This window comes from Mangrovihabitans endophyticus (genome assembly GCF_014646155.1).
In the GTDB taxonomy this organism is placed as follows: Bacteria; Actinomycetota; Actinomycetes; order Mycobacteriales; family Micromonosporaceae; genus Actinoplanes; species Actinoplanes endophyticus.
In genome coordinates this window covers 288,315-309,760 of the sequence record NZ_BMMX01000002.1, presented here as the reverse complement: position 1 = coordinate 309,760, position 21,446 = coordinate 288,315, and the positions used below count along the sequence as shown (strand labels likewise).

The following is a 21,446-nucleotide window of genomic DNA, read 5'->3' as shown; positions in this document are numbered from 1 at the left end:
AGCCGGTTCGGTGAATAATCGCTAGCTCGTCATGGGTGATCATCCCATGGCAGGACGCGTCGCATATGTCTCGCCCATCGTGGGCTGGCCGCCGGGAAGCCCTTCTCTGGTGATGTACCGGCCGTTGTTCGGCATCGACGGCATCGAGTTCCGGTTGCATCGCACCGTGCTGTACAACTCGATCTACCGCGCTGACGACCAGTTGCTGGTCAACACGCACATCTACAGCTTCACCGCGGCGCAGGCACCGGAGGCCACCAGCGTCGTGCCGTCGGCCAACGTCGTGGTGGTCGGCGACGACGGTTCGATCCTGCTGATCCGTCGCTCGGACAACGACAACTGGGCGTTGCCCGGTGGCGGCATGGATCTCGGTGAGTCGTTGCCGGAGGCCGCGGTGCGGGAGACCGTCGAGGAGACCGGGGTCGAGGTGGAGATCACCGGTCTGGTCGGGCTCTACACCGACCCTCGGCACGTCATCCTCTACACCAGCAATCATGAGGCACGGCAGGAGTTCTCGGTGGTGTTCACCGCCCGTCCGATCGGCGGGACACCTACACCCAGCGACGAGACGAGCGAGGTCCGCTGGACGCCACCAGACGAGATCGGCGCCTTGCCGATGGACCGGTCCATGCGGATGCGCATCGACCATTTCCTGACGGCGCTGCAGGAAGTCTATCTTGGATAGTGGCTGGGTCGGGGCCGGCGCCGACGCGTTCTCCGCGGCCGGTACGGTCGGCGCCTTCCTGGTCGGAACTCGACTTGACTGGCGCCAACCGCCCGGGCGGCAACTGTTCATCGCCGGCACCTTCCGGGACAGCCGCGCCAACCACCGACCCGAACCCGAGCCGGTGGCCGAGCCGCCGCCGGAGTTCGCGGTGACCGGCGACCACGAGCAACTCGTGCTATGCGGGATGCGCCGCGACCTCGCCTCGCACGGCCGCACCGGGTTGCACCTGCGCGCCGATCCTGCCCGCGCCGCCGCCCTGGACCAACTCGCCCCACGACATGGCCGCCTGCCACAGCGGCGACCTCGCTCCGAGACCACCATCAAGCTGCACCCGAAATGGGCGCTGCCGATGCTGCGCGTCCGGGTCCGCTGCACGCGGAGGTGACCTCTGAGACGGCTTGCCGTGCAGGCGGGCTGGACGGATGTTGCAGTGTCCGAGCCCCTACGCACAGGCGGCTCTCCAGCAAGGCGCAGGACTAGGGTGGTGTTCGCCATGCGGGCGAGGCAGAGAGCGCGCAGGAGTTCGATCTGAGCGGCCCGCGGGCATAGGACGCAGGGTAGCGCCACGACGACCTGTGCGCGGCCGGACCCGTGCTGGTAGGCCCGGCCGCGCGTCACGCCGCCTCGGCTGGTGGTGCCGCCTCCCGCGTCGACAACTGCGGGATGTTGACCTGGCGGGCGTACTCGGCGTCGAGGTCGCGTTTGATTTCCCGGAGGCGTTCCGGGTCCCGCTCGTCGATCAGCCGGCAGATCTCCAGCAGCGGGCCCAGCTCCATCGCGGGCTGCGGGATGCCCTCGAACTCCTGGCGCACCGACGGCGCCTCGCCGGTCGGCCACGGGGCGGCGGTGACATTGCCCACCATCCGGTGCAGCGAGCGGACCCGCAGTATGAAACCTTCCCACGCGGACAGCATCTTGATGCGCAGCAGACCGACCAGGTCGTCCCTCAGCATCCGCAGGTCCCGCCACGCCGAGTCGTACGCGCCGATCAGCCGGTCGGCCCGGCCGGACTGCAACTTGTAGCCGTACTGCTGCCGGCGCAGCCGCCGCCGGGCCGCGGAGACGTCGTCGGCGGGCCGGTCGTCTGCGGCGATCTTCACGGCCATGGCGCCGACCGAGAGCAGCAGAATCAGGGCCATGACCGGCGACATCGGGTAACCGTCGTCCGGCGGGGCCGAGGACTTCGCCCGGATCCCGGCCCAGACCGCGATCACGGCGAGCAGGAACATCACGAACACCACGGGCAGCAGCCACCAGGCGAGCCGGATCAGCCCGTGGCCGACGGCACCCAGCGCCGCGCGTACACGCCCCCGGCCTTCGATCTTCTCCCGCTGGTGGAAAGCGGCTTCCTTCCAGGTCTTCAACGACCGCATCAGCAGGTCCGCGCCGGTCGCGATCACCACCGCGAGCACCAGGCCGGGCACGATCGCCACGACCGTCTCGACCGTGGTGAAGACCCGCTGCGCCCCGCCCGCGCCGCCGTCGCCGGTCTGCGAGGTCAGGTAGCGGAAGACTTGGCTGAAATACCATGCGTCGAACAGGCCGATGCCGATCACCACCGGCCAGCGCACCCGCCGCAGCCAGGATGGCCGCCGCCGGCCGCCGCTCGCCGCCCGCTCTGTGCGGGCCACCTCGGCGGCGCTGCCGGCGACCCGCTGCTCGGCCAGCGAGGTGCGCATCCGGTTCAGGTGCCGCTCGGCGCGCTCGTACGCGGTGGTCGCCGCGTGCCGGCGCTCCACCAGCCGCGGGTCGGTCCGGATCGTCTCGTAGCCGTCGCGGACCGCCACCAGCAGCGACCGCATCTCGGCCGCGTCGACCTCGTTGGCGTCCCGCTCGCCCTGTTCGGCCTGCTTGGCGACGAGCTCGCGCACCCCGCAGACGCAACCGCCGGGGCAGTGGCCGAAGAGGTCGCGCGACTCGCTCCGGGAAACCTCAGTCATCGATCTCCGCCTCAGACGTAGACAACGATCTCGACCCGCCGGTTGCAGGCCATGGCGATCAGGTCGGGTGCGCCGTCGCGGTACTCCGGTGTGCACTTCGCACGGTCGGACGCGTACCCGTTCGTCGTGATGCCGGTGAAATTCTGGGCGCGCAACCTGCTGGCCACGGCGTCGGCCCGGTTCTTGGACAGCCTGTGGTTGTGCTCCGGCGTGCCCCGCGAGTCGGTGTGGCCGTTGACCTCGATGCGCTTCGGGCGCAGCGTCTTGAGGAAGTCGTAGACCTGCTGCAGCGACTCCTGCGAGCGGTCGGGCGCCAGCTCGTACGAGTCGGTGTCGAACAGCAGCGACGACGGCACGGACACCACCACCGGGTTGTCCTTCTTGATCTCCAGCGCCGGCATTCTCACCTCGTTGTCGGCCGGCGGCTTCGCCCCGGAGGCGTCGACCGGGGTGGGTTTGGCCGAATCGGGCTCCTCGCAGGTCGCCTTGGTCGCGTCGCACAGCGCCTTCCACAGGTCAGCGATCCAGGTGCGCTGTGGTGTCTTGATGTCCGGCCAGCCCGACGCTGCGTTGCCCACCCCGATGAAATGCACGGTGTACGACGCGTCCAGCTTGGGCAGCTCCGGCCCGCAGCCGGCGACAATGTCCTTGATCGCGGTCCGGTCGCCCATCGGAGCGGCGCGCAGGTCGGCGCAGCCGGTGTTGGCCAGGCCATCGGTGGCCAGGTAGATCGACTTGGGGCCGGCCCACTTCCGGACGTACTCGGTGCCCTCGGCCAGCGCGCGCAGCACGTCCGACTGCGGCTTGGACGGCGCGACCGTCATCATCTCGGCCAGGTCGTCGGTGAGACACCGCCGCGCGGCTTTGAAATCGTTCTTGGTGCGGTTCGCGTCGCTGCTCTTGGCCGGCGTCAGCTTCGGGGGCTGCCAGTCGATCGCCCCGCCGAACCGGCCCATCGCCACCAGGTCGGCGCCGTTGCCGGGCAGGTGGGCGGCGAGCTTGGCGTCCCAGTCGTCGCGCATGGCCGGCTCGGGGCGGTCGAACGCCGACGCTGAGCCGTCCGCCAGCAGCACCGTGACGCTGGCCGGATCGGCGTTGCCGGGCGGCTCGGTCAGCAGGGTGGGGCAGCGGTCGGCCGGCTCGCTCGCGCCGAACCAGCTCTCCGCCGAGCACCCGCCCGCGGCCAGGGTCACCGTCAGCAGGAACGGCACCGCCGCGTGCCGGGCCGGGTTCATCGGGTTCGCTCCTCGGAGTCGTCGAACAGGGAGTCGCCGCCGGGCGGGGGCGGCGCGATGCCGAGCAGCTCGTGGGTCTTGCGCAGGGCGCTGTCGGTGGCCAGCGCGAACTCCAGCAGGTCCATCCGCTCGTTGCCGACGGTCACCGCGGACACCATGTCGACGAGCTTCTCCGCTTCGTCCTTGCGGTCCTTGCGCAGCGTGAACAGGGTCTGCGCGGCCGAGGTCGGTTGCAGCGCCATGTGTACGGCGTAGGGCGTGTTCCATTCGTGAAGTCCGTCCTTGATGAACTTGCTCCACACCTCGCGCAGCTCGCCGAGTCGCAGCGCGGCCTGCTCGCTGTGCTCATAGCGGGCCTCCAACTGGATCTGCTCCTGGACGGTCTGCCGCTGCAGGGCGCGCACCTCGTCCGGCATGTCGACCCGGACCCGGGTGGTGCACTGCAGCGAGACGCCGTAGTCGCTGGGAACCCCGGCCAGCGTGCGGCGGATCGCCGCGTCGATCTGCGCGGCCACCCGCGGCTCGGCCGCCCCGGGCCGGTAGATCGGGTATTTCCGGGACTCGGGCCGGGCCGCGGACCTGACCTCCGCCTCCAAGTCGGGCAGCCGGCCGTCGACCACTGCCTGCAGCTGGCTCGGAGTCTGCTGCCCGGTGGCGCACAGGCACATCTCCACGGTGATCGTGAAGTTGTAGGCGTCGCCTTTCGCGGGCGTCTCGAACGTGATGGTCCTGATCCGGTTGGCGCCGTCGGTCGGCGGGAAGTACGGCATCGGCGTCAAGGTGCCGCCGTGCGGGCCGTCGTTGAGCAGGCCACGGATGACTTTGCTGAGCCAGCGGCGGATCCGCCCGCCACGCGGCTTGGTGGGATCGGTCATGGTTTCTCCTGATCGGGTGGCTTGGTGAAAACCTCGGGCTGGCGTCGGGCGTCGCGAAAGGCCCAGATCTCCTGGTGGAAGTCGAGGTGGCGGCCGATGTCGGGGCTCTCGGCGCGCAGATCGGCCACCAGCCGGTCGACGGCCGCCACGACCGCGGCGGTGCTGTCGTCGCCGCGCAGGTCACGGGCCTGGTCGAGCCAGCGGTGCAGCGCCTCCCAGGACGCCTCGTCACGGTGGTGAGAGTCGAGCGTGTTCAGCCAGAGCGTGCGCACCGCGCGGTAGGTGCTCTCCTGCACCGCGGACAGCTCCACGAGCAGCGGCCAGGCCCCGGAACCGTCCTTACGGGACAGTTCGATCAGCCCGGCCGCGGCGGCGCGACGCCAGCGCCAGTTCGGGATGCGGGCCCATCCGGCGAGGGCCTGCAGCACCTTCTCCTCGGCGCCGGCGTTGAAGACGTCGATCAGCGCCCGCCGGACGATGTTGGCCAACTGCTGCTCGGCGTGCTCGGCCATCTCCCGCCGGCCGTCGTAGCGGAAGATCCGGGCTCCGGCCACCTCACGCATCCGGGTCAGTGCCTCGTCCGGATCCTTCGCGCCGAGGAACGTGCCGTACACGGCGACGGCCGCGGCGAGCAGGGACGGGTTATTGCTCTTGGCCCAGCCGCGGACCTGACCGCGGACGCGCTTGGCGAATCGGCCCTCGGCGGCGATGGCGAGCGCCTCCAACGCCAGGGCACACGTCTCCCGGGTGCGGAACCGGCCGTCGAGCGCCCACACCCGCAACACCTCGCGCATGACGACGTCGAAGTCGTAACAGGCGAGCTGGGCGGCGGCCTGCGCGGCCTTGACCCGGACCCGTTTGTGCGGGTGATCGCCGAGGCCGCAGAGCCAGGGGAGGAGGATGTCGCGCTCGCCGACGTGGTCCTCCCAGATCGCCTTGAGGAGCATGATCGGCAGCCGCGGGTGGACCAGCCGTACGGTGCGCCCGGAACCCTCCTTGCCGGGCGGGCCGAGCGTGATGGAACCGGGCCACCGGTCCGGGCCGTGGAACCAGTCGACCTTCGGCACTTCGGTCTGCACACCGGTCGGTTTGTGCATCTCGGCGAGACGTACGGCCTCGCGGGTCACCGTGCCGGCCGCGAGGTCGGTCATCACCGTGGTGGCGACCAGCAGAATCCGGTCCCAGAGGTCGCTCTCCTGCAGTTCCTTGCGGGCGTTGACGAGCTTGTCGTCGCTGTCGCCGGACAACAGGTCGGCGTCGGCCACGCCGTCGTCGGTGTCGTTGATGATCGCGGTGGCGAGACCGGCCGCGTCGCGCGGGGTGCGGCAGGTCCGGACCCGGTCGCGCACGATGCCGAGGTCGAGGATCTCGGCGATGCGGCCGGCGCCGAACCGCTGCTCCAAGTGCCGCCGGAAGATCTCCTCCGGCGCCGGCGGCTGGTAGGCCACCGTCCATCCGTCGCGCAGCGCCCCACCGACCGGCTCGGCCGGGCTCACGACGATCAGGATGCTGTCCCGTTCGCGCAGCGCCTCCTCGACCGCGCCGAACCAGCGGAACTCCGGCGGCGCCGCGTCGGGCGCGAGGGTGAGGATGAGCGCCTTTCGTTTGGGGAGCGACTTGCTGTCGATCGCCGCCAGGCCGCGCTCCGAGGCGAGGATGTGGACGTTGCCGGCGACCGCCAGCCCGCGGTCCTTCAGGTGGCGCATGCCCGCGGCGATCGCCGTCGTGGTGCGTCCCGTGCCCGGTGGGCCGAACAGACACTGGAGCGGGGAGACAGGCAACGCCTGGAGCAGCCGCCGCAGTGCCGGCGACGCAACGTACGACCGGCCCAGCCTGCCGAGGATCGCGCCGGGAACGGCACCGTGCCTCGGCAGCGGGGAGAACTCGCCGCCGAAAAAGTTCTGCTGCTCGGCCAGATAGCTCCGGCTCCCGTCACCGGTCTGGATGCTTGATATCCGGTGGAATGCGCGTACCCGATCGTCCTGGGCAGCGGAGTCGTCCTCGGGATTCGGCTCGGGGTCCACATCCTCGAGCTCTTTCGGTTCCTCCGCGGGCGGCTCCGGGCCAGCCGCTTCCCCCTGGCCGGCCGGCCCTGGCGCCTCGGTCTCGTCCGCAGCCGCCGGCCGGGCGGGCTCCGATTCGGTCTCGGGCTTCTCGTCGTCGGGCTGGTCCGCGCTCTCCTCGGGCTCAGGCATTATTTGTCCGGCCCTTCGTGGAAGATCATGCTGTGCGCCTGATAAGACCGGGCGTCGTTACCGTGCTGAGTGACGGAAAAGCTGCTTCCAGCCGCGGGCGTTCGCTCTTCCTCCGACTTTTCTTCCGAGCCGTAATCGGCGTAGTCGGATTCGTCGAGTTTGAGTTCGTCGTCGTCGTTCAAGATGCGATTCCTCAAATCCTTGAGCTCTTTCACGCTGTCGTAACCCCCTAGCTCGCCCATGGCGTTCTCGTAGCGTTCGAATGTGGCGACGGCCTCGGGCGTGCGGTCGGCCCGGAAGAGCGCGACCATGTGGAGTCCGACGAGTTCGGCATCGATCGCACCGTCCTCCTCGGCGGTGAGCCCGTCCAACTCGGCGAGCAGTCGCCGATGCCGGCCGCATTTCAATTCCGCATCGATGCACAGCAGCCGTACGTCCCGGAACTGCTGCTGCAGCGGCCGGGTGAGCGGGTCGAGCCGGGCGTCGGTCGACTCCAGGGGTGTACCGCCTCGTAGACCGCCGCCGCCCGGCCACTGCGCGAGCGCCCTACGGCCCAGCCGGGCGGCCATGCCGGGGTCGTCCGGGAGCGCTGCCTCGGCGCGAGCCTTGAGCGCGGTGAACCGGTGCTTGTCCACCTGTTGGGGCTTGACGAGAAGCTGGTAGCCGGCGTTCCGGGTGGTCTTCAGGAGCGTGCGCCCACCCGGCACGCGGTCAAGGGCTGCCCGGGCCCCTTTGGCGCAGGTTTGCACGGCGTCACTGGGATCGGCGGGCTCTTCTCCACGGTCCCACAGATAGCCGATGAGCTTGTCTTTGTCGATGAGACCGAGATCGTGGGCCAGGATGCCGAGAAATACTCGCGGTCTCCTGTCGATAATCGGGATGACCTGGCCGTCGTAGGTCATGGTCACCGGTCCAAGGATGCTGACGTCGAGCGACAAACGGAAAACCTCCGGATTCACGGAAAATCGCCACGGATATGTGGCGCACAGTTCTTCTCAACAGCGCAACACCCACTGATGAGGAGGATGGAAATGTTCGAGAGGAAGACGGCGGCCCCGGAGTTCCGCGCCGGCTGCGAGGGTGGCAGCACCTGCGTCGAGGTCGGCTTCATGGCGTACGTCCGGGACTCGAAGGACCCGAACAGCCCGGTGCTCGGCTTCACCGAGACCGAGTGGCGGGACTTCACCGCCGCGGTCAAGCGAGGCGAGTTCGACCTCGCCTGAGTGATCGGGCGCCGGGGCGGGTCCGCCACCCCGCCCCGGCACCCTCCCGGCTGGCCGTCGGTCACGCGGATCCCCGCATCTCGTCGGCCAGCGAGCGAAGGAAGTCACGGGCCTCGTCGTCACGGATCGCGTTGCGCGCGAGGGATTCCCAACGGCGGCGGTAGGCCGCCACGTCCGCACCGACCAGCACCTGAAGGTTGCCGTGCACCATCTCGACGTTCACGAACTCCTCACGCTGCTCGTTCTTGGGCTCGTAGACGGTGAAGGCGTGCGAGTGGGGCACCACGGCCTGGTTGGCCTGCGGCAGCAGCCCGACAGTGACGTTGCTGAGCGTGCTCAGCGAGCTGACCCGGTCGAGCTGGGCGACGAGCAGCGAGAGAGGGCCGGGCCGCCAGCGCAGCGCGCCCTCGGTGATGAGGAGTTCGAACGCGCACGACTCGTCGAACAGCAGCAGTTGCCGGTCGAGGCGGGCGGCGATGGCGGCGGCGAGCTCCTCCTTCGCGTACGGCCTCTCCTCGAACATCTCGAAGACGCGCCGGGCGTACTCCGCGGTCTGCATGAGGCCGGGCACCACGGAGGGCTGGAAGATCAGGATGCGGCGGGCGTCCCGCTCGGTTTCCTCGATCTGGTCCTGGATGTGCGCCCGGCCGGGCAGGTCGGTGCGCCAGCGCAGCACGTTGGTGTGGGTCGCCTCGGTGAGAGCGAGCAGGAACGCGCGGACGTCGTCCTTGGCCTCGACAGCCTCGGCCCAGGCCCGCACCTCGGGCAGGGACGGCACGGCGGACCCGCTCTCGACGCGGGACACCTTGGACTGGCTGATGTCGATCCGCTGGGCGAGGTCGCGCCCGGAGAGGCCGGAGATCGAGCGGGCGCGCTTCAGCTCCTCGGCGAGGCGCTGACGGCTCTCACCGGGGGTCCAGGCGGAAAACGGCCCGGTCATCGGCCCTCCGATGCCCAACGAAAAAGGAGATCACGTCCGGCCGAGGTTGATGCCGGACGATTCTTTTCAAGATCTAATGTGGAGGAGTGATTCACTGTGACCCATTCTGATGCAGGCTGTCAACCGCCGATGAGATTGATCTTCATGATCATCTGCTGCGGTCCAGCCGGCGCGCCCGGGGCCCCCACGATCAACTGGATGGGGTGCGCATACGGCGTTGCGTCCCGGGGCGGCGGGGAGAATCGTCGACGGATCGCCGGGCGCGTCCCGATCATCGCCGCAATCATCACGGCAGCAGGGGCTGTGACCGCGGCGGTCGTCGCCGGAGCGTTCAGCTTCGTCGGCTGGCGGTGCTGAGGGCGCCGCCAACACCCGCCCGGACCGCGAACGGGCCGTCGTCGCGGCCATGACGGTGGCCCGTCCTGATTCGGTCGGCGAGAAGGCGTTGACTGAGGAAGGAATCACTCACAGCGAGAATGGTGAACGCGAGCAGCGCCGCCGAGTACTCGCTGAACCGGCCGAATGCGTCGGTGAACGCCGGAAAGACCGGACGGACGGATTAACCCGAACGGGCGTGAGCGGGCGGGTCTGCGGCACCGATAGGCCGAATGATCCACACCAGCCGACGCCGGGGAGGTGTCGTGGGGCACACCCGCTGCGCCCTCGACGACAACGAGCGGGTCAGCAAGAAACATGGAATGTCGTCCGTGCCCCCGCGGAAATTCCCGGGCGAGCAGGGACGACACCCATGCCCTCCGCGACGCGGTCGGTGCGTGCCGACCATGCGAGTTCGTGAAGTAGGCGAATAAGCCGCCCCTGGGCAACTTCGAAGTCGAGCCGGTCGAGCAACCACAGCACACGTAACGGTGGCGTGAGCTCGGTCATTCGCTCGTCCTCATCCTCTGCTGCCGGAGGCATGAGAGTGCGGAGTTCGGCGAGCAGGGCGTTTTGCAGGGCAGCGAGCGAACAAGTTCACTGACCCTGCCGCCCAACCGTGCGGGGGCGACGGTGCGGACATGCTTCACCGCCTACGCTGCCGAGGTGCAGATCGACCTGGTTGCCGTGATCGTTGATGAGTACGACCCGGCCATTGAGTTCTTCACCGGCACGCTCGGGTTCGACCTCATCGAAGACTCGCCGTCGCTCACCAACGACGGGCGTCCCAAGCGCTGGGTGGTCGTCCGCCCGCCCGGCGCGCAGACGGGCGTTCTTCTCGCCCGGGCGGACGGGGAGCGCCAATCCGCGGCGATGGGGGATCAGGTCGCGGGCCGGGTCGGATTCTTCCTCCGCGTCGATGACTTCGAGGCCACGTACCGGAGGATGGTCGCGGCCGGCGTGACGTTCGTTCGGGAGCCGCGTACCGAATCGTACGGCCGTGTCGCGGTCTTCCTGGACGTCGCCGGTAACCGGTGGGATCTCCTGGGAGCCGCTCGCGCAGGAAGACCGGGATGAGGCTCCAAGCGCACTGATCTGCTTGATATGCAGGTAATCCTTGTTGATCTACAGCATGTTCGTGCTGGTGGGTCGGGCGCTGTCTGCCGTACCAGCGTTGGCGGCGATGATTGCCAGCGTGGCGCCGAACTCGACGGCGAGGTGCAAAGCGTGGCCGTCGACGAGCTCTGCCGGTGTGCGTGCGGGGAAGAGCGCGCAGAGTTTGATCTGGAAGCCCTGCGGCAGGGAACGGGACTGGTGGTAGGCGATGACGTCTATGGGGGTGTTGTCGGAGGCGAGTTTTGATGTGCCGGCGAGCAGCAGATGGAAGCCGTCGTCGATGGCGACAGGTGCGGGGATCGTGCGGTCGCTGGCTACCATGAGGTCGCTCGGCACCCCGTACATGCCGAACGTTTCCATCGCGTAGGCGGCGCCTGCTCCCAGCGGCTGAAAGTAGAAGTGGTCCGGGTTCGCCTGCACCACCACGCTCTCCAAGCGACCGAAATCGGTCAGCAGCGCGTGGAAGTCGTCGATTGTCATTCCGGTCACGGTGAGATCGGCGCGCGCGGCCCGAAGCGGTTGCCCCTGCGAGGCGGTAGTGAGGTTCTTCCACATCAGGTCGGATTGGGCCAGTTGGTCGGCGAAGAGCTTCCGGAGCCCGTCGCGGCCGTGCGCGAGGCGGGTCGCGACGTTCAGCTCGTGTGCCTGTGCCGGGCTGAGACGGTCGATCTCGTCGTCGGTTTGCTTGATCGTCGCGCCGAGTCGTTTGAGCTGGTGCAAGACGTGCAGGTTCCGGGTGTACCGGAGCCGGTCGAGCTGGGCAGGTGAATACGGTTCGCCGTCGATCGTGCAGTCGATGGTGATCACTGGTCTATCCCTTCGTGGCGGCGGCGCAGGGAAGCGTCCCGTAGCGCGGGTGGTTGGACGGCCTGGTCGAGCATGCCGACGTCGGTGCCGGGCGGAACGATCTCGTCGATCCGGTCCAGCACGTCGCCGGGGAGGCGGATGTCCAGGCCGGCGATCAGGTCGTCGAGGTGCTTATCGGTGCGCATGCCGATCAGGGCGCTGGTGACGCCCGGGTGCGCGATCGCGAACGCCATCGCGAGGTGCGTCATCGGCAACCCGGCCTCATCCGCGACCTGAATGAGCTGCTCGGCGACCGCGATCCGGCGCTCGTCAGTCAGGTGCTTGAATAGACTGGCGCGGCGCAGGTCGTTGCCTCCGCCGGTGCGGACGCGGCCGGTGAGCAGTCCCTGCCCTAGCGGGCCCCAGACCAGTGTTCCCATGCCGTAACGCTGGAGCGTGGGAAGGATCTCACGCTCGACGCCGCGGTTGAGGATCGAGTAGGCGGGCTGCTCGGTATGAAAGCGCGCGAGGCCGCGCCGCTCTGCGATCCACTGGCCCTCGACGATCGCAGACGCGACCGTGTGGGATGCGCCGATCGCACGGACCTTGCCGGTCCGGATGAGATCTGTCAGCGCCCAGAGTGTTTCCTCGATGTCGGTTTTCGGGTCTGGCAGATGCATCTGGTAGAGGTCGATGTGGTCGGTCTGCAGGCGGCGCAGCGAGTTCTCGACCGCAGTGGTGATCCAGCGGCGGGAAGCGCCCTGGTGGTTCGGATCCTGCCCGGCCGGCCGGCCGAACTTTGTGGCGAGCACAACGTCGTCCCGGCGGCCCAGCAGAGCCTTGCCGATGACCTCCTCGGAGTCGCCGTAAGCGTCCGAGGTGTCGATGAGGTTGATTCCGGCGTCGAGGGCCCGGTGGATCAGCTTGGCCGACTCCTCCGGGCTGTTTCCCATCTGTGTGGCCAGCGTCAGGCCGCCCAGGGCATAGGGGCTGATCTTGATGCCGGTCCGGCCCAGCACACGGTGGCGCATGGTCGTCTCCCTGTTCATGACGTACGATCGCTAAACGGAAAGCTATTCCAGAACTATACGGAAAACGTTTCCGTTTGAGCAACAGGGGATGCCGTGTGAATCAGGAAGCTGCGCCACGCCCGAGGCGGGCCGACGCACGCCGCAACGTCGACGCTCTCCTCGACGCTGCCCGGACCGTCTTCAGCACGTCCGGCGTGGATGCCCCTGCAAAAGAGATCACCGACCTGGCCGGCGTGGGCGTCGGAACGCTCTACCGTCATTTCCCGCAGCGAGCCGACCTGATCAAGGCCGTGGTGGAAAGTGGCATCGACGCGGTCGCGCAAGCGGGTTCCACGCTGCTGGCGACGCACCCACCGGCGGAAGCGCTCGTGGCGTGGACGGAACGCCTTCAGCATCTGCTGGCCACCAAGCGAGGGCTCGCGTCGGCGCTACACTCGCGCGATCCGGCATTCGAAGGACTGCCCGGCTACTTCCTCCAACGGCTCGGGCCCGCGCTGACTGCGCTCCTCGAGGCCGGCATCGCCGACGGAACGATCCGTGACGACGTAGGTGCCGAGGACCTGCTGCACGCGCTCACCCAGCTTTGCCAGCCCGTTCCCGGCCGCACTTTCGAACAAGGCCGCCGCGTCGTTCTGGTTCTCCTCGACGGGCTACGCATCGCGGGCCGCACACCAAGTCAGGAATGAGCGGGTTCGCTGTTGATGGGGGGAGGGTCGGGTCGCCCGAAGGAATCTCACCTCCGGGCTCCCACGCAACGGAGCGTGACAGTCCTCCGTCAAGTCATGGCTGGCTTCGGCGCCTCTTGTGTCAGATGTGGCCTATGGCGCGTACCGGCTACAGTTTGGTCCCGACATGGGGAGGCGCCAATGACCTGGGCGATCCACGTCCAAACCCGCGAGGGCCAGCCGATAACCAGCCCATCGTTCGATGATCGCGAGGAGGCCGAGGAGGACCTTGCTTGCCTTCGCGGGTGGCTGGAAGACGAAAACGATCACGACCTCGGCTGGCTCGCGGTGCCGCGTAACATCGTTATCAGTGCGAGTCTGGTCGAGGAAGCTTGACGAACTCTCGGCTTTTCCGGCCCTGACCTTCGTCTCCGGTGTGTCTACCCGTACGAGGGAATGAGCAGCAAGGTGGAGGCGGCGTGCGGCGATTAGCCTGGCACGGTGACCGACGACTTCACTGCCACATTGCCGCGTAAGCGGATGGGGGCTGCCGCGCTGCTGTGCGATGGGCAGGGCCGGGTGCTTCTGGTCGAGCCGACCTACAAGCCGTACTTCGAGATTCCCGGCGGTGCGGTGGAAGCCGACGAGTCGCCGCACACGGCGGTGGTGCGGGAGCTGACGGAGGAACTCGGTCTGCCGGTGCAGCCGGGTCGGTTGCTGGTGGTGGATTGGGTGCCGCCGCGGCCGGACCGCACCGAGGGCTTGATGATGGTGTTCGACGGGGGAGTACTGACTCCCTCGCAGACCGAGCAGATCCGGCTACCGGCCGACGAGCTACGCCGCTGGGCGTGGTGTACCGAGCAAGAGGCTGGTCAGCGGTTGTCTGAACTGCTGGCGCGGCGGATCAACGCGGCGGTACGAGCGCGGGCTGAGGGCACCGTGGTGTATCTCGAGAACGGGTATTTCGTGGCTTGACCGGCCGGGCGTGGCCGGACCCCGCCGCCGAGTCGGTCGTGGCGTCTGTTCACGCCCGGGTGCAGGCGACAGATGCCAACCGAGACGGCCGATTCTTCGCGGGAGAGCCGAGCAGGCTGATGCCGCCGGATCGGTAAAGGCTGTCGTGGATGCCGTCGGCGTAGAGCAGACCGGTGAGGTCAGCGCGGGCCTTGGCGATGGGATGGCTGCGCCGGTAGCCGGCAGCCCCGATCAGCGGTGCAAGGTCCGAGATCGCCCGGGCGGCGGTGTCGACGCCTGCGGCCTTGCCGAGGCGGGCGAGCAACCCGGCTTGTGGGTGCCCGGCGGCGGCGAGCCGGCTGGTCGTCAGCGTGGTGAGCAGCGCCGCGGTGATCTCGGCGTGGGTGCGCCCGAGCGTGATCAGCGCGTTGTCGCGGATCCGGGGCAGGCCGGCGTCGCGCCGAGCGGCAAGTATGTCGGCGACCAGGCCGTGTATGCCGGCGGCGGTGCCCAAGGCGGTCGCGGTTACCAGGGGCCTGAAGCGGGCGAAGTGCTGGTGGAAGATCTCCAGGCCGGAGCCTGGCGTTCCGAGTAGCGCTTCAGCGGGGTTGATGGGCAGGTCGTGCAGACGCAGGACGCCCCAGCCCCAGCCGCCCAGCCCGGACGGTTCGATCACGTCCCGTTCGAGTCGCGGGTCGTCGGCGCCGACCAGGACCGCGCTGATGCGTCCGTCGGGGTCGCGGATGAAGGTCACGAACGCGGCGGCCTCGGTCAGCCGCGATACCCAGCATTTCTCGCCGGTAAGCCGCCATTGTCCGCCGTTGCTGAGGCGGGCCTGGGTGGTGATCTCACGGATGCGGGAACCGCCGCGCCGCTCGGTCGCGGCAATCCCGATCAGGTCACCGGCGAGCAACCTTTGTTCCCAGGCGCTGGCGACAGCGGCGGGGGCGTGCGTAAGAACCATCGCGCCGTGCCCGGCTCCGGTGCAGTCGCGCAGGTCGAGGTCGCGGGCACCCGCGAGGAACTGGGCCAGGGTCTGCCACATCGGGCGGCCCGGCCCGGACGGCGCCCGATGCCCAGCCGAGGCAAGGTCGTGGCGCAGGCCGAGCAGCCACGAGGACCGTGCGGCGGCGTCCTCTGGCACGGGTGAAGCCCGGTGAAATTCGTCGAGGGCCGTATCGAAACGCTCGAGCGCGGCCCACGCGTCGGTGTCGAGTTCGGGCACGCTGCTGCGCAGCGGCTCCAACCACGCCAGCGCATTCACCGGGTCACCTGCCCGTGCCTCGCGGAGGGCACGCCGTAGACGACCGTATTGTCGGCGACGTCGCGGGTGACCACGGCACCGGCTCCGACCAGCGCGCCCGGGCCGACGGTGACGCCGGCCAGCACGACCGCGCCGCTGCCGACCTTGCAGCCCTCAAGGAAAATCGGCGGGTTCAGCGGCAGCTCCTGTCCGGGCTGTCGCCAGATCAGATGTTTGTCGTTGACCGTGCGGACGCCGGCGCCGAGGAACGCGCGGTCGCCGACCACGGTGTCCGCAGTCAGGTGCGAGCCGGGCGAGCAACGCACCCCGGAGCCGATGCTGGTACCACGCTCGACGGTGAGGTTCGCGGCGAGTTGGCTGCCCGCGCCGACGCTGACACCGGTGCGCAGCAGGGTGTGGTGCCCGATCGTGGTCTGGTCGCCAATCGTGGTGCCGGCATAGACGATCGCACCGGCACGGATGATTACCCCGGTCCCGAGGACAGTGCTGCCACCCGTGCCCGGATGCCGCTCGCGGACGGCGTAGCCGTACTCGGGTTCGCCGAGGACGGTGTGGTGCCCGACGTGAGCGTGATCGCCGATGGTCAGGCCACCATGCAGCACGGCGTACGCGCCGACGGTAACGTGCTCGCCGAACACGATCGGACGCACCGTGCCCCGCAGGTCGGCGGGAAGGAACACGGCCGTCGGGTGCACGCGGCAGTCAGCCCCGACCTGCAACAATCCGGACTGGACGAGCTCAGCCGCCGTGATCAGCTCGTCGGGCGTCATCGGATGCGTCATGGAAAACTCCCTCGCTCGGTGCCCACTGGAAGAGGTGAGGCGGGCGCTGGATCCAGTGCACCGGCTGCGGGCGCCGCGAGGAAGGCATGTCACTTTCCGTGCAAGCGCCTTGCGTGATCTGCAATCGGGCGGTCACCCTGAAACTCCCCGTGCGATGAACGGAGCCACCGTGACCGCACCCTCGCAGTGGACGTCCAATCCGGCGGTCCGGCGGGCAGTTCACGCCCGCGACTACGCCACGATTCTCCGGTTTTCCCGGCTCGCTGCCGGGTTGACCCTCGAGCAGCTTGGTGCGGCCGGCGGCTACTCGGCGTCTACGCTGTCGCGGCTGGAGAGCGGTCGCCGCGGCATCCGTGATGTCACCGAGTTACGCACCTTGGCTGACCTGTACGACGTACCTCTGGAGATGTTCGGCCTGGCAAACACGTCCGGACCGGCCAGCGGGTCTACTCTGGCCGCAACCGTGGACGGAGGGGGCGACACCGTGCACCGACGCAACTTTCTTGCCGCCGCCGCCGCCGCTGCGGCGTTGCCGGCATCGTCGGCCGCCGCCGCGCCGACCGGTCACACGATCGAGGATGTGCTGTTCGGCCGGATTACCGCCGAGCCGTTGCCCGGCCAGCAGTTGGCCGCCCAGATCGCTGCCGCCCGCGCAGACTACCGGGCCACCCGTTACACCCGGCTCGCCCGGCGCCTGCCGAAGCTGCTCGCCCAAGCGACCGCCAGCCGATCGGCCGCCGACATCAGCGAGCAGGCTACTGCGGCGCAGCGCCTCGCCGAGGCGTACGCCGTCGCGACCCAATTGCTCATCAAGCTGTACGACAACGGCCTCGCCTGCGTCACCGCCGACCGGGCTGTGCAAGCCGCAGCCGCCGGCAACGACCCGCTGATCATGGCCGAAAGCCAGCGACTCGCCGCGACCATCCTGCGTCGCGTCGACCACCCCGGTAGCGCCCAGAAGCTCGTCCTGGACGCCGCCAGAAACCTCCACGATACTGCGGATACCGCTGCCGCCTCCCACGCCATGTACGGGCAGTTGCTGGCCGTCGCCGCCTACACCGCGGCGATCCGCGACGACCGCGACACCGCACGGACGCTGCTGGCCGAAGCCGAGCAACCAGCCCACGCAGCCGCAACGTCCACCCGCTTCAACACCACCGAGCTCGCCGTTTACCGCATCGGCGTCGCTCGTAAGCTCGGCGACTACGGTGCCGCCGTGGACTACGCCGCTAGAGTCGACCCCCGCACCATCCCCGACGGCGAACGCCGCGCCCGGTACTGGGAAGACACGGCCCTAGCCCTACAGGGCCGCGGCCGGGCCGCCGCCGCGTTCGACACACTGCTCGCCGCGGAACGTGACGTGCCCGAGGAAGTCCGCTATCGACCCTGGTCGCAGCAGCTCACCCGCGACCTGTTGTCCGCGCCCGCCAGCCACAGCCTCTCCGGCGTACGCGCCTTCGCGACCCGCATCGGCGTCGCGTAGAAGTCCGCAGCATGGGCGCACCAGCCAAAGAGACAAGGGGCCTCTTGGCATCATCCCCCATTCGGGTGGTTTCAAGGCCATGGGGCTGCCTTCGGTCATCCTGACAGGGACTTTCGGCAGCTTGGAGCCGTCGTCGGTGTCGGCCTGGCGCAGCCACTTGAACAACGTCATCGGATGGACCCCGAAGTCCGTGGCGATCTGCTCGATCGTTACGCCGGATCACGACAGGTCACCGGCGGTGAGACGCCGCGATCAGCGGTCCCGCCGGCAGACCAGCGTCGCCAGAGCCACGAGGATCTCCGCTCCCTCGCCTGTCGGCTCGGCCGCGGCCAGGGCCGCCATCGCTCCCGTGCGGTGGTGCTCGGCCTGCCGTTCCGCCCAGGCCCGGCCGCCAGCCAGCTCGATCAGCTCGGCCGCCGACTGGATGTCGTCGTCGTCCAGCGGCCCGGCTCCGGGGTGGTAGATCTCGCGCAGCCGTCGCGCGTGCGATCCGCCGGCGTTCAGCGCGGCCACCACCGGCAACGACTTCTTGCGGCGGCGCAGATCGGCGCCGACCGGCTTGCCCGAGACCTGGGTCTGTCCCCAGATCCCGAGGATGTCGTCCACTAGCTGGAACGCCAGCCCGAGGTGGTGCCCGAACCGGCGCAGCGCCTCGACCCGGGCCGGCTCCGCCCGGGCCAGCATGCCGCCGATCGCGCACGAGCTGGCCAGCAGCGCACCGGTCTTGAGGGCTGCCATCCGCACACACTCGTCCAGGCCGACGTCCGTGCGGCTCTCGAACGCCAGGTCCGCGCTCTGGCCGTCCACCAGTGCCAGCAGCGCCGCGCAGACCTCCCGCAGCACCGGTGGGTGGTCGGCCAGGACGTGCATCGCCACCACCAGCAGGGCGTCGCCGGTCAGGATCGCCTGCGAGTCGCCGTACGCCGACCAGACCGTGGGGCGGGTCCGGCGCAGCGGGTCGCGGTCCATGAGGTCGTCGTGGATGAGCGAGAAATTGTGCACCAGCTCGACGCCGGCCGCCCCCGACACCGCGTCCTCGGGCGGGCCGTGCAGCGCCTCGGCGGCGGCGAGCACCAGCGCCGCCCGTACGGATTTGCCGGCCTGTCCGTGATCCCAACTGAAGTGGTACTCGGCGATCCCACGGGTCGGCTCCGGCAGCCGGCGGACGGCGTCGCGTAACGCCGGGCCGGTCAGCCGGCGCGCCCGCAGCAGGAATTCCTCGGCGTCGGCGCCCGGGCGGACCGCGGTCACCGACCGGAGTCCATCAGCGTCGGTTCCAGGTAGCCGCCGGCCGGCGTCTCGGTGTATCGCTTGGTGCGCCGCGACCAGTCGAGGTTGCCGCGCATCCAGGTCCGCATCCCGGCCAGTACAGGTCCCAGCCACTGATGGTCGTCCGGGTGGTCGCACAGGAGCCGGCGCTCGGCGTCGAGGAAGTCATTCGTACGCTCCTCGGTCATGGCCCGGATCACCTCCAACGCCTCGCGCTCGCTGATGCCGCGGTGGTGTTCGATGACGTACACCAGGTTGTGCACTTCGCCCAGGGAGCGCTCCTTGGCCAGCGAGTAGACGTCGTTGACCCAGACGACCACGTCGCTGGAGGCGTCCAGGGCGCGCACCAGATCGGGCCGGCCGTAGCACTCCTCCGGGATCTCGACCCGGCTGGCGATCTCGATGAGGTCCATGCAGACGTAGATGGCGCCGGTGTGCCGGCGTTTGGCGATGTAGGTCTGCTCGTCCGGAACCCGCCCCTGCACCCTGTTCTCGGCCTCCCACATGGTCGCCGTGATCAGGCACTGCTCCAGGTGGGCCAGGTAACGGGCCTGCCAGGCCGGCGAGGCGTGCAGGCAGGTGCGGGTCCACAGGTCGGCCAGCGCACCCGCGACCGGTGGCAGCGGACCACCGGGCTCGGCTCCACTGAGGATGGCCCGCATCTGACCGACCGACTCGGCCATCCGCTCCGGGGAGCGACCGAAGCTGCCGTCGTCGAGCTGGTCGTCGACGAGGAACAGCCAGGCGAACCACTGGACCATCAGATCGATGGCGTCCTCGTCGGCGGTCGGGTAGACCATGGCCGCGAACCAGCCGAAGTCGGCCCGGTCGAAGCGCTCCCGGGCCCGTGCGGTGCCGAGCAGGCCGGTCCGGGCGGTCCAGGCCACGAGGCGCTCTCGCGCCTGCTCGAGAAACGGGTTGACCTGATAGGGGAACGGGCACTCGATGTCTCTCACGATGGGCCTCCCTCAATCCTGGAAGCGACGCACGGCCTGCAGGCGCACGCCTCCGCGCGGGTGCAGCGTGATCAGCGGCTCGGGCTCGACCGCCGGCGCACCCTCGCCCAGGACGAGCCGGTGCGTGCGCCCGATGGTGGCCAGCGCCATGACCAGCTCGGTGAGGGCGAAGTGCTTGCCGATGCAGACCCGGGGTCCGCTGCCGAACGGCACGTAGGCATGCTTGGGCCGCTCGGCCACCCGCTCGGGCAGGAAACGCTCGGGAATGAATGCGTCCGGGTCGCTCCAGAAGTCCGCGTGCCGGTGCAGAAGAAAGCTGTTGATGAGCACGTTGCTGTTCGCTGGAATACGGTATCCGGCGATTTCGTCGTCGACCATCGCCCGGCGCATCGTCATGTACGCCGGCGAATATATCCGCAGCGTCTCGTCGATCACCATGCGCGTGTAAGGCAGTTCCGGCAGGTCGTCGAAGGTGGGCACCCGGTCGGCGAGGATGCTGTCAATTTCGGCGTGGAAGGTCTTCTCGGCCTCCGGATGCCGGGCCAGCAGGTACAGGGACCAGGACAACGCGTTGGTGGTGGTCTCGAACGCGCCGATGCACAGGTTCAGCACGTCGTGGTGCAACTGTTCCAGGTCCATCTCGTGGCCGTCGTCGTCGACGCTGTGCATCAGCAGCGTCAGCAGGTCGGCCGGCTCCTGCTCGGTGCTGTTGAGGCGCTGCTGGAGCACACCGGAGATGAAGTCGTCCATGGCGCCGATCGCGGCGCGCAGCTTGCGGCGGCGGACGGTGGGCCACGTCAGCGGCGGGAACGGCAGCCGAAAGAACGCGCCCAGCAGGTCGTTGGCGTCGGAGAAGGCCCGTTCGAAGGCCATCGCGGCGGCGCTGACGTCGGCGCTGAACAGCGACCGGTTGACGATGCGGAGGGCCAACTGGCCGATCTCGTCGGTGACGTTGAGCGGGGCCTCCGGCTCCGGGCGGGCCTCCCAGCGCCGCAGCATCAGCAGCGTCTCGTCGGTCATGTTCGGGGCGAAGTTCCGGACCGTACGCGGGGTGAAGTGCGGTGCCATCATCGTGCGTTGACGGCGCCAGCGTTTCTTGTCGGTGATCGCGATCAGGCCGTCCCGCAGCACCGGACGCACGATCCGGAACAGGCTCGCGTCCTTGTCGTAGCGGTCGTCGTGGTCCACCAGGACGTGCCGGATGTGGTCGGGGTGGTTGACCATCACCATCGGCAGACCCAGTGGTCGGAACTGGAACAGATCGCCGTGCTCACGGATACCGCCAGCCAGGAAGCCGAGCTGGTCGCGTTTGAAGGAGAAGGCGCCACCGAGAAAATTGCGTGAGGCAACCATCGGCAGTTCCCGCGTAGCCATTGACATAGGACCCCTCGCAGGCGTTACACGGCACTGAACCTTATTCAACCTGGCATCGAGCCCGTCGGTTGCGCCCCGTCGACCAGCGGCGGCATCTGCCGGCCTCGCCACGTTGAAAAAGGTTCACGAAAAGATGAATGGAGAGTGGCGGAGATGAATACTTCTCCTGGAGCCGTCGGCAAGATCTGCGTTATCGAATCATCGGGACGAGGAACGAGTCAATGTGATCAATGCGGACGGCCCCATCAGACATTCC

At 68.9% G+C, this 21,446-nt stretch carries 21 protein-coding genes; 8 read left to right on the top strand and 13 right to left on the bottom strand.

Annotated features, from left to right (window positions below; all coding sequences use genetic code 11):
* Positions 1-46: 46 nt before the first annotated feature.
* Complete coding sequence (locus tag IEY73_RS05860; protein ID WP_306661468.1) at positions 47-685, top strand: NUDIX hydrolase; 639 nt, start codon at positions 47-49, stop codon at positions 683-685.
* On the top strand, positions 678-1,112 hold the full coding sequence (locus tag IEY73_RS05855; RefSeq protein ID WP_229715572.1) for a hypothetical protein: 435 nt from the start codon (positions 678-680) through the stop codon (positions 1,110-1,112). The genes IEY73_RS05860 and IEY73_RS05855 overlap by 8 nt, the downstream gene beginning before the upstream one ends.
* Positions 1,113-1,341: 229 nt before the next feature.
* Here IEY73_RS05855 and IEY73_RS05850 read toward each other — a convergent pair whose 3' ends face one another.
* The 5 genes from IEY73_RS05850 to IEY73_RS05830 are packed head-to-tail and all read right to left on the bottom strand — an operon-like array spanning position 1,342 to position 7,931.
* A complete protein-coding gene (locus IEY73_RS05850) occupies positions 1,342-2,667 on the bottom strand; it encodes a hypothetical protein (protein ID WP_189078041.1) in 1,326 nt (441 codons plus the stop codon).
* A gap of 11 nt (positions 2,668-2,678) precedes the next feature.
* The gene (locus IEY73_RS05845) at positions 2,679-3,902 is read right to left on the bottom strand and encodes an OmpA family protein (protein ID WP_189078040.1); all 1,224 of its coding nucleotides are present in this window, start codon (positions 3,900-3,902) and stop codon (positions 2,679-2,681) included.
* Positions 3,899-4,777, bottom strand: coding sequence for a hypothetical protein (locus IEY73_RS05840; RefSeq protein WP_189078039.1), 879 nt, complete (start codon positions 4,775-4,777; stop codon positions 3,899-3,901). Before IEY73_RS05840 ends, IEY73_RS05845 begins: the two co-directional genes overlap by 4 nt.
* The gene (locus IEY73_RS05835; RefSeq protein ID WP_189078038.1) at positions 4,774-6,972 is read right to left on the bottom strand and encodes a hypothetical protein; all 2,199 of its coding nucleotides are present in this window, start codon (positions 6,970-6,972) and stop codon (positions 4,774-4,776) included. Before IEY73_RS05835 ends, IEY73_RS05840 begins: the two co-directional genes overlap by 4 nt.
* Positions 6,972-7,931 carry an AfsR/SARP family transcriptional regulator gene (locus IEY73_RS05830; protein ID WP_194505932.1) on the bottom strand — a complete coding sequence of 320 codons (960 nt, stop codon included), beginning with the start codon at positions 7,929-7,931 and terminating at the stop codon, positions 6,972-6,974. Before IEY73_RS05830 ends, IEY73_RS05835 begins: the two co-directional genes overlap by 1 nt.
* 72 nt (positions 7,932-8,003) lie before the next feature.
* Between IEY73_RS05830 and IEY73_RS05825 the strand changes: the two genes are divergently transcribed.
* Complete coding sequence (locus IEY73_RS05825; RefSeq protein ID WP_229715570.1) at positions 8,004-8,195, top strand: DUF397 domain-containing protein; 192 nt, start codon at positions 8,004-8,006, stop codon at positions 8,193-8,195.
* A gap of 61 nt (positions 8,196-8,256) precedes the next feature.
* On the opposite strand, the gene IEY73_RS05820 is transcribed toward IEY73_RS05825, so the two are convergent.
* Positions 8,257-9,135 (bottom strand): helix-turn-helix domain-containing protein, encoded by an 879-nt coding sequence (locus IEY73_RS05820; RefSeq protein ID WP_189078035.1) that lies wholly within the window; start codon positions 9,133-9,135, stop codon positions 8,257-8,259.
* A 1,041-nt stretch (positions 9,136-10,176) separates the two neighbouring features.
* Here IEY73_RS05820 and IEY73_RS05815 point away from each other — a divergent pair.
* Positions 10,177-10,587, top strand: coding sequence for a VOC family protein (locus IEY73_RS05815; protein ID WP_189078034.1), 411 nt, complete (start codon positions 10,177-10,179; stop codon positions 10,585-10,587).
* 48 nt (positions 10,588-10,635) lie between these two features.
* On the opposite strand, the gene IEY73_RS05810 is transcribed toward IEY73_RS05815, so the two are convergent.
* On the bottom strand, positions 10,636-11,433 hold the full coding sequence (locus tag IEY73_RS05810) for a hypothetical protein (protein WP_189078033.1): 798 nt from the start codon (positions 11,431-11,433) through the stop codon (positions 10,636-10,638).
* Positions 11,430-12,443, bottom strand: coding sequence for an aldo/keto reductase (locus IEY73_RS05805; protein ID WP_189078032.1), 1,014 nt, complete (start codon positions 12,441-12,443; stop codon positions 11,430-11,432). The genes IEY73_RS05810 and IEY73_RS05805 overlap by 4 nt, the downstream gene beginning before the upstream one ends.
* Positions 12,444-12,538: 95 nt before the next feature.
* Here IEY73_RS05805 and IEY73_RS05800 point away from each other — a divergent pair, with 95 nt between their 5' ends.
* The 3 genes from IEY73_RS05800 to IEY73_RS05790 all read left to right on the top strand — a co-directional run bounded on the left by IEY73_RS05800 (position 12,539) and on the right by IEY73_RS05790 (position 14,083).
* Complete coding sequence (locus IEY73_RS05800; protein ID WP_229715569.1) at positions 12,539-13,129, top strand: TetR/AcrR family transcriptional regulator; 591 nt, start codon at positions 12,539-12,541, stop codon at positions 13,127-13,129.
* Positions 13,130-13,309: 180 nt separating this feature from the next.
* A complete protein-coding gene (locus IEY73_RS05795) occupies positions 13,310-13,504 on the top strand; it encodes a hypothetical protein (RefSeq protein ID WP_189078030.1) in 195 nt (64 codons plus the stop codon).
* A gap of 105 nt (positions 13,505-13,609) precedes the next feature.
* Positions 13,610-14,083: an NUDIX domain-containing protein gene (locus tag IEY73_RS05790; RefSeq protein WP_306661467.1), complete on the top strand. Its 474-nt coding sequence runs from the start codon at positions 13,610-13,612 to the stop codon at positions 14,081-14,083.
* A gap of 49 nt (positions 14,084-14,132) precedes the next feature.
* Here IEY73_RS05790 and IEY73_RS05785 read toward each other — a convergent pair whose 3' ends face one another.
* Complete coding sequence (locus IEY73_RS05785; RefSeq protein ID WP_229715567.1) at positions 14,133-15,326, bottom strand: acyl-CoA dehydrogenase family protein; 1,194 nt, start codon at positions 15,324-15,326, stop codon at positions 14,133-14,135.
* On the bottom strand, positions 15,323-16,108 hold the full coding sequence (locus tag IEY73_RS05780) for a DapH/DapD/GlmU-related protein (RefSeq protein ID WP_189078029.1): 786 nt from the start codon (positions 16,106-16,108) through the stop codon (positions 15,323-15,325). Before IEY73_RS05780 ends, IEY73_RS05785 begins: the two co-directional genes overlap by 4 nt.
* A 169-nt stretch (positions 16,109-16,277) precedes the next feature.
* Here IEY73_RS05780 and IEY73_RS05775 point away from each other — a divergent pair, with 169 nt between their 5' ends.
* Entirely contained in the window at positions 16,278-17,591 is a 1,314-nt protein-coding gene (locus tag IEY73_RS05775) for a helix-turn-helix domain-containing protein (RefSeq protein WP_229715566.1), read from the top strand.
* Positions 17,592-17,843: 252 nt separating this feature from the next.
* Here the strand turns inward: IEY73_RS05775 and IEY73_RS05770 are convergent, their stop codons facing one another.
* The 3 genes from IEY73_RS05770 to IEY73_RS05760 are packed head-to-tail and all read right to left on the bottom strand — an operon-like array spanning position 17,844 to position 21,169.
* Positions 17,844-18,842, bottom strand: a complete 999-nt coding sequence (locus tag IEY73_RS05770; protein WP_189078027.1) for a polyprenyl synthetase family protein — start codon at positions 18,840-18,842, stop codon at positions 17,844-17,846.
* Positions 18,839-19,816: a terpene synthase family protein gene (locus IEY73_RS05765; protein WP_189078026.1), complete on the bottom strand. Its 978-nt coding sequence runs from the start codon at positions 19,814-19,816 to the stop codon at positions 18,839-18,841. The genes IEY73_RS05770 and IEY73_RS05765 overlap by 4 nt, the downstream gene beginning before the upstream one ends.
* Positions 19,817-19,828: 12 nt before the next feature.
* Complete coding sequence (locus tag IEY73_RS05760) at positions 19,829-21,169, bottom strand: cytochrome P450 (protein ID WP_189078025.1); 1,341 nt, start codon at positions 21,167-21,169, stop codon at positions 19,829-19,831.
* Positions 21,170-21,446: the final 277 nt, after the last annotated feature.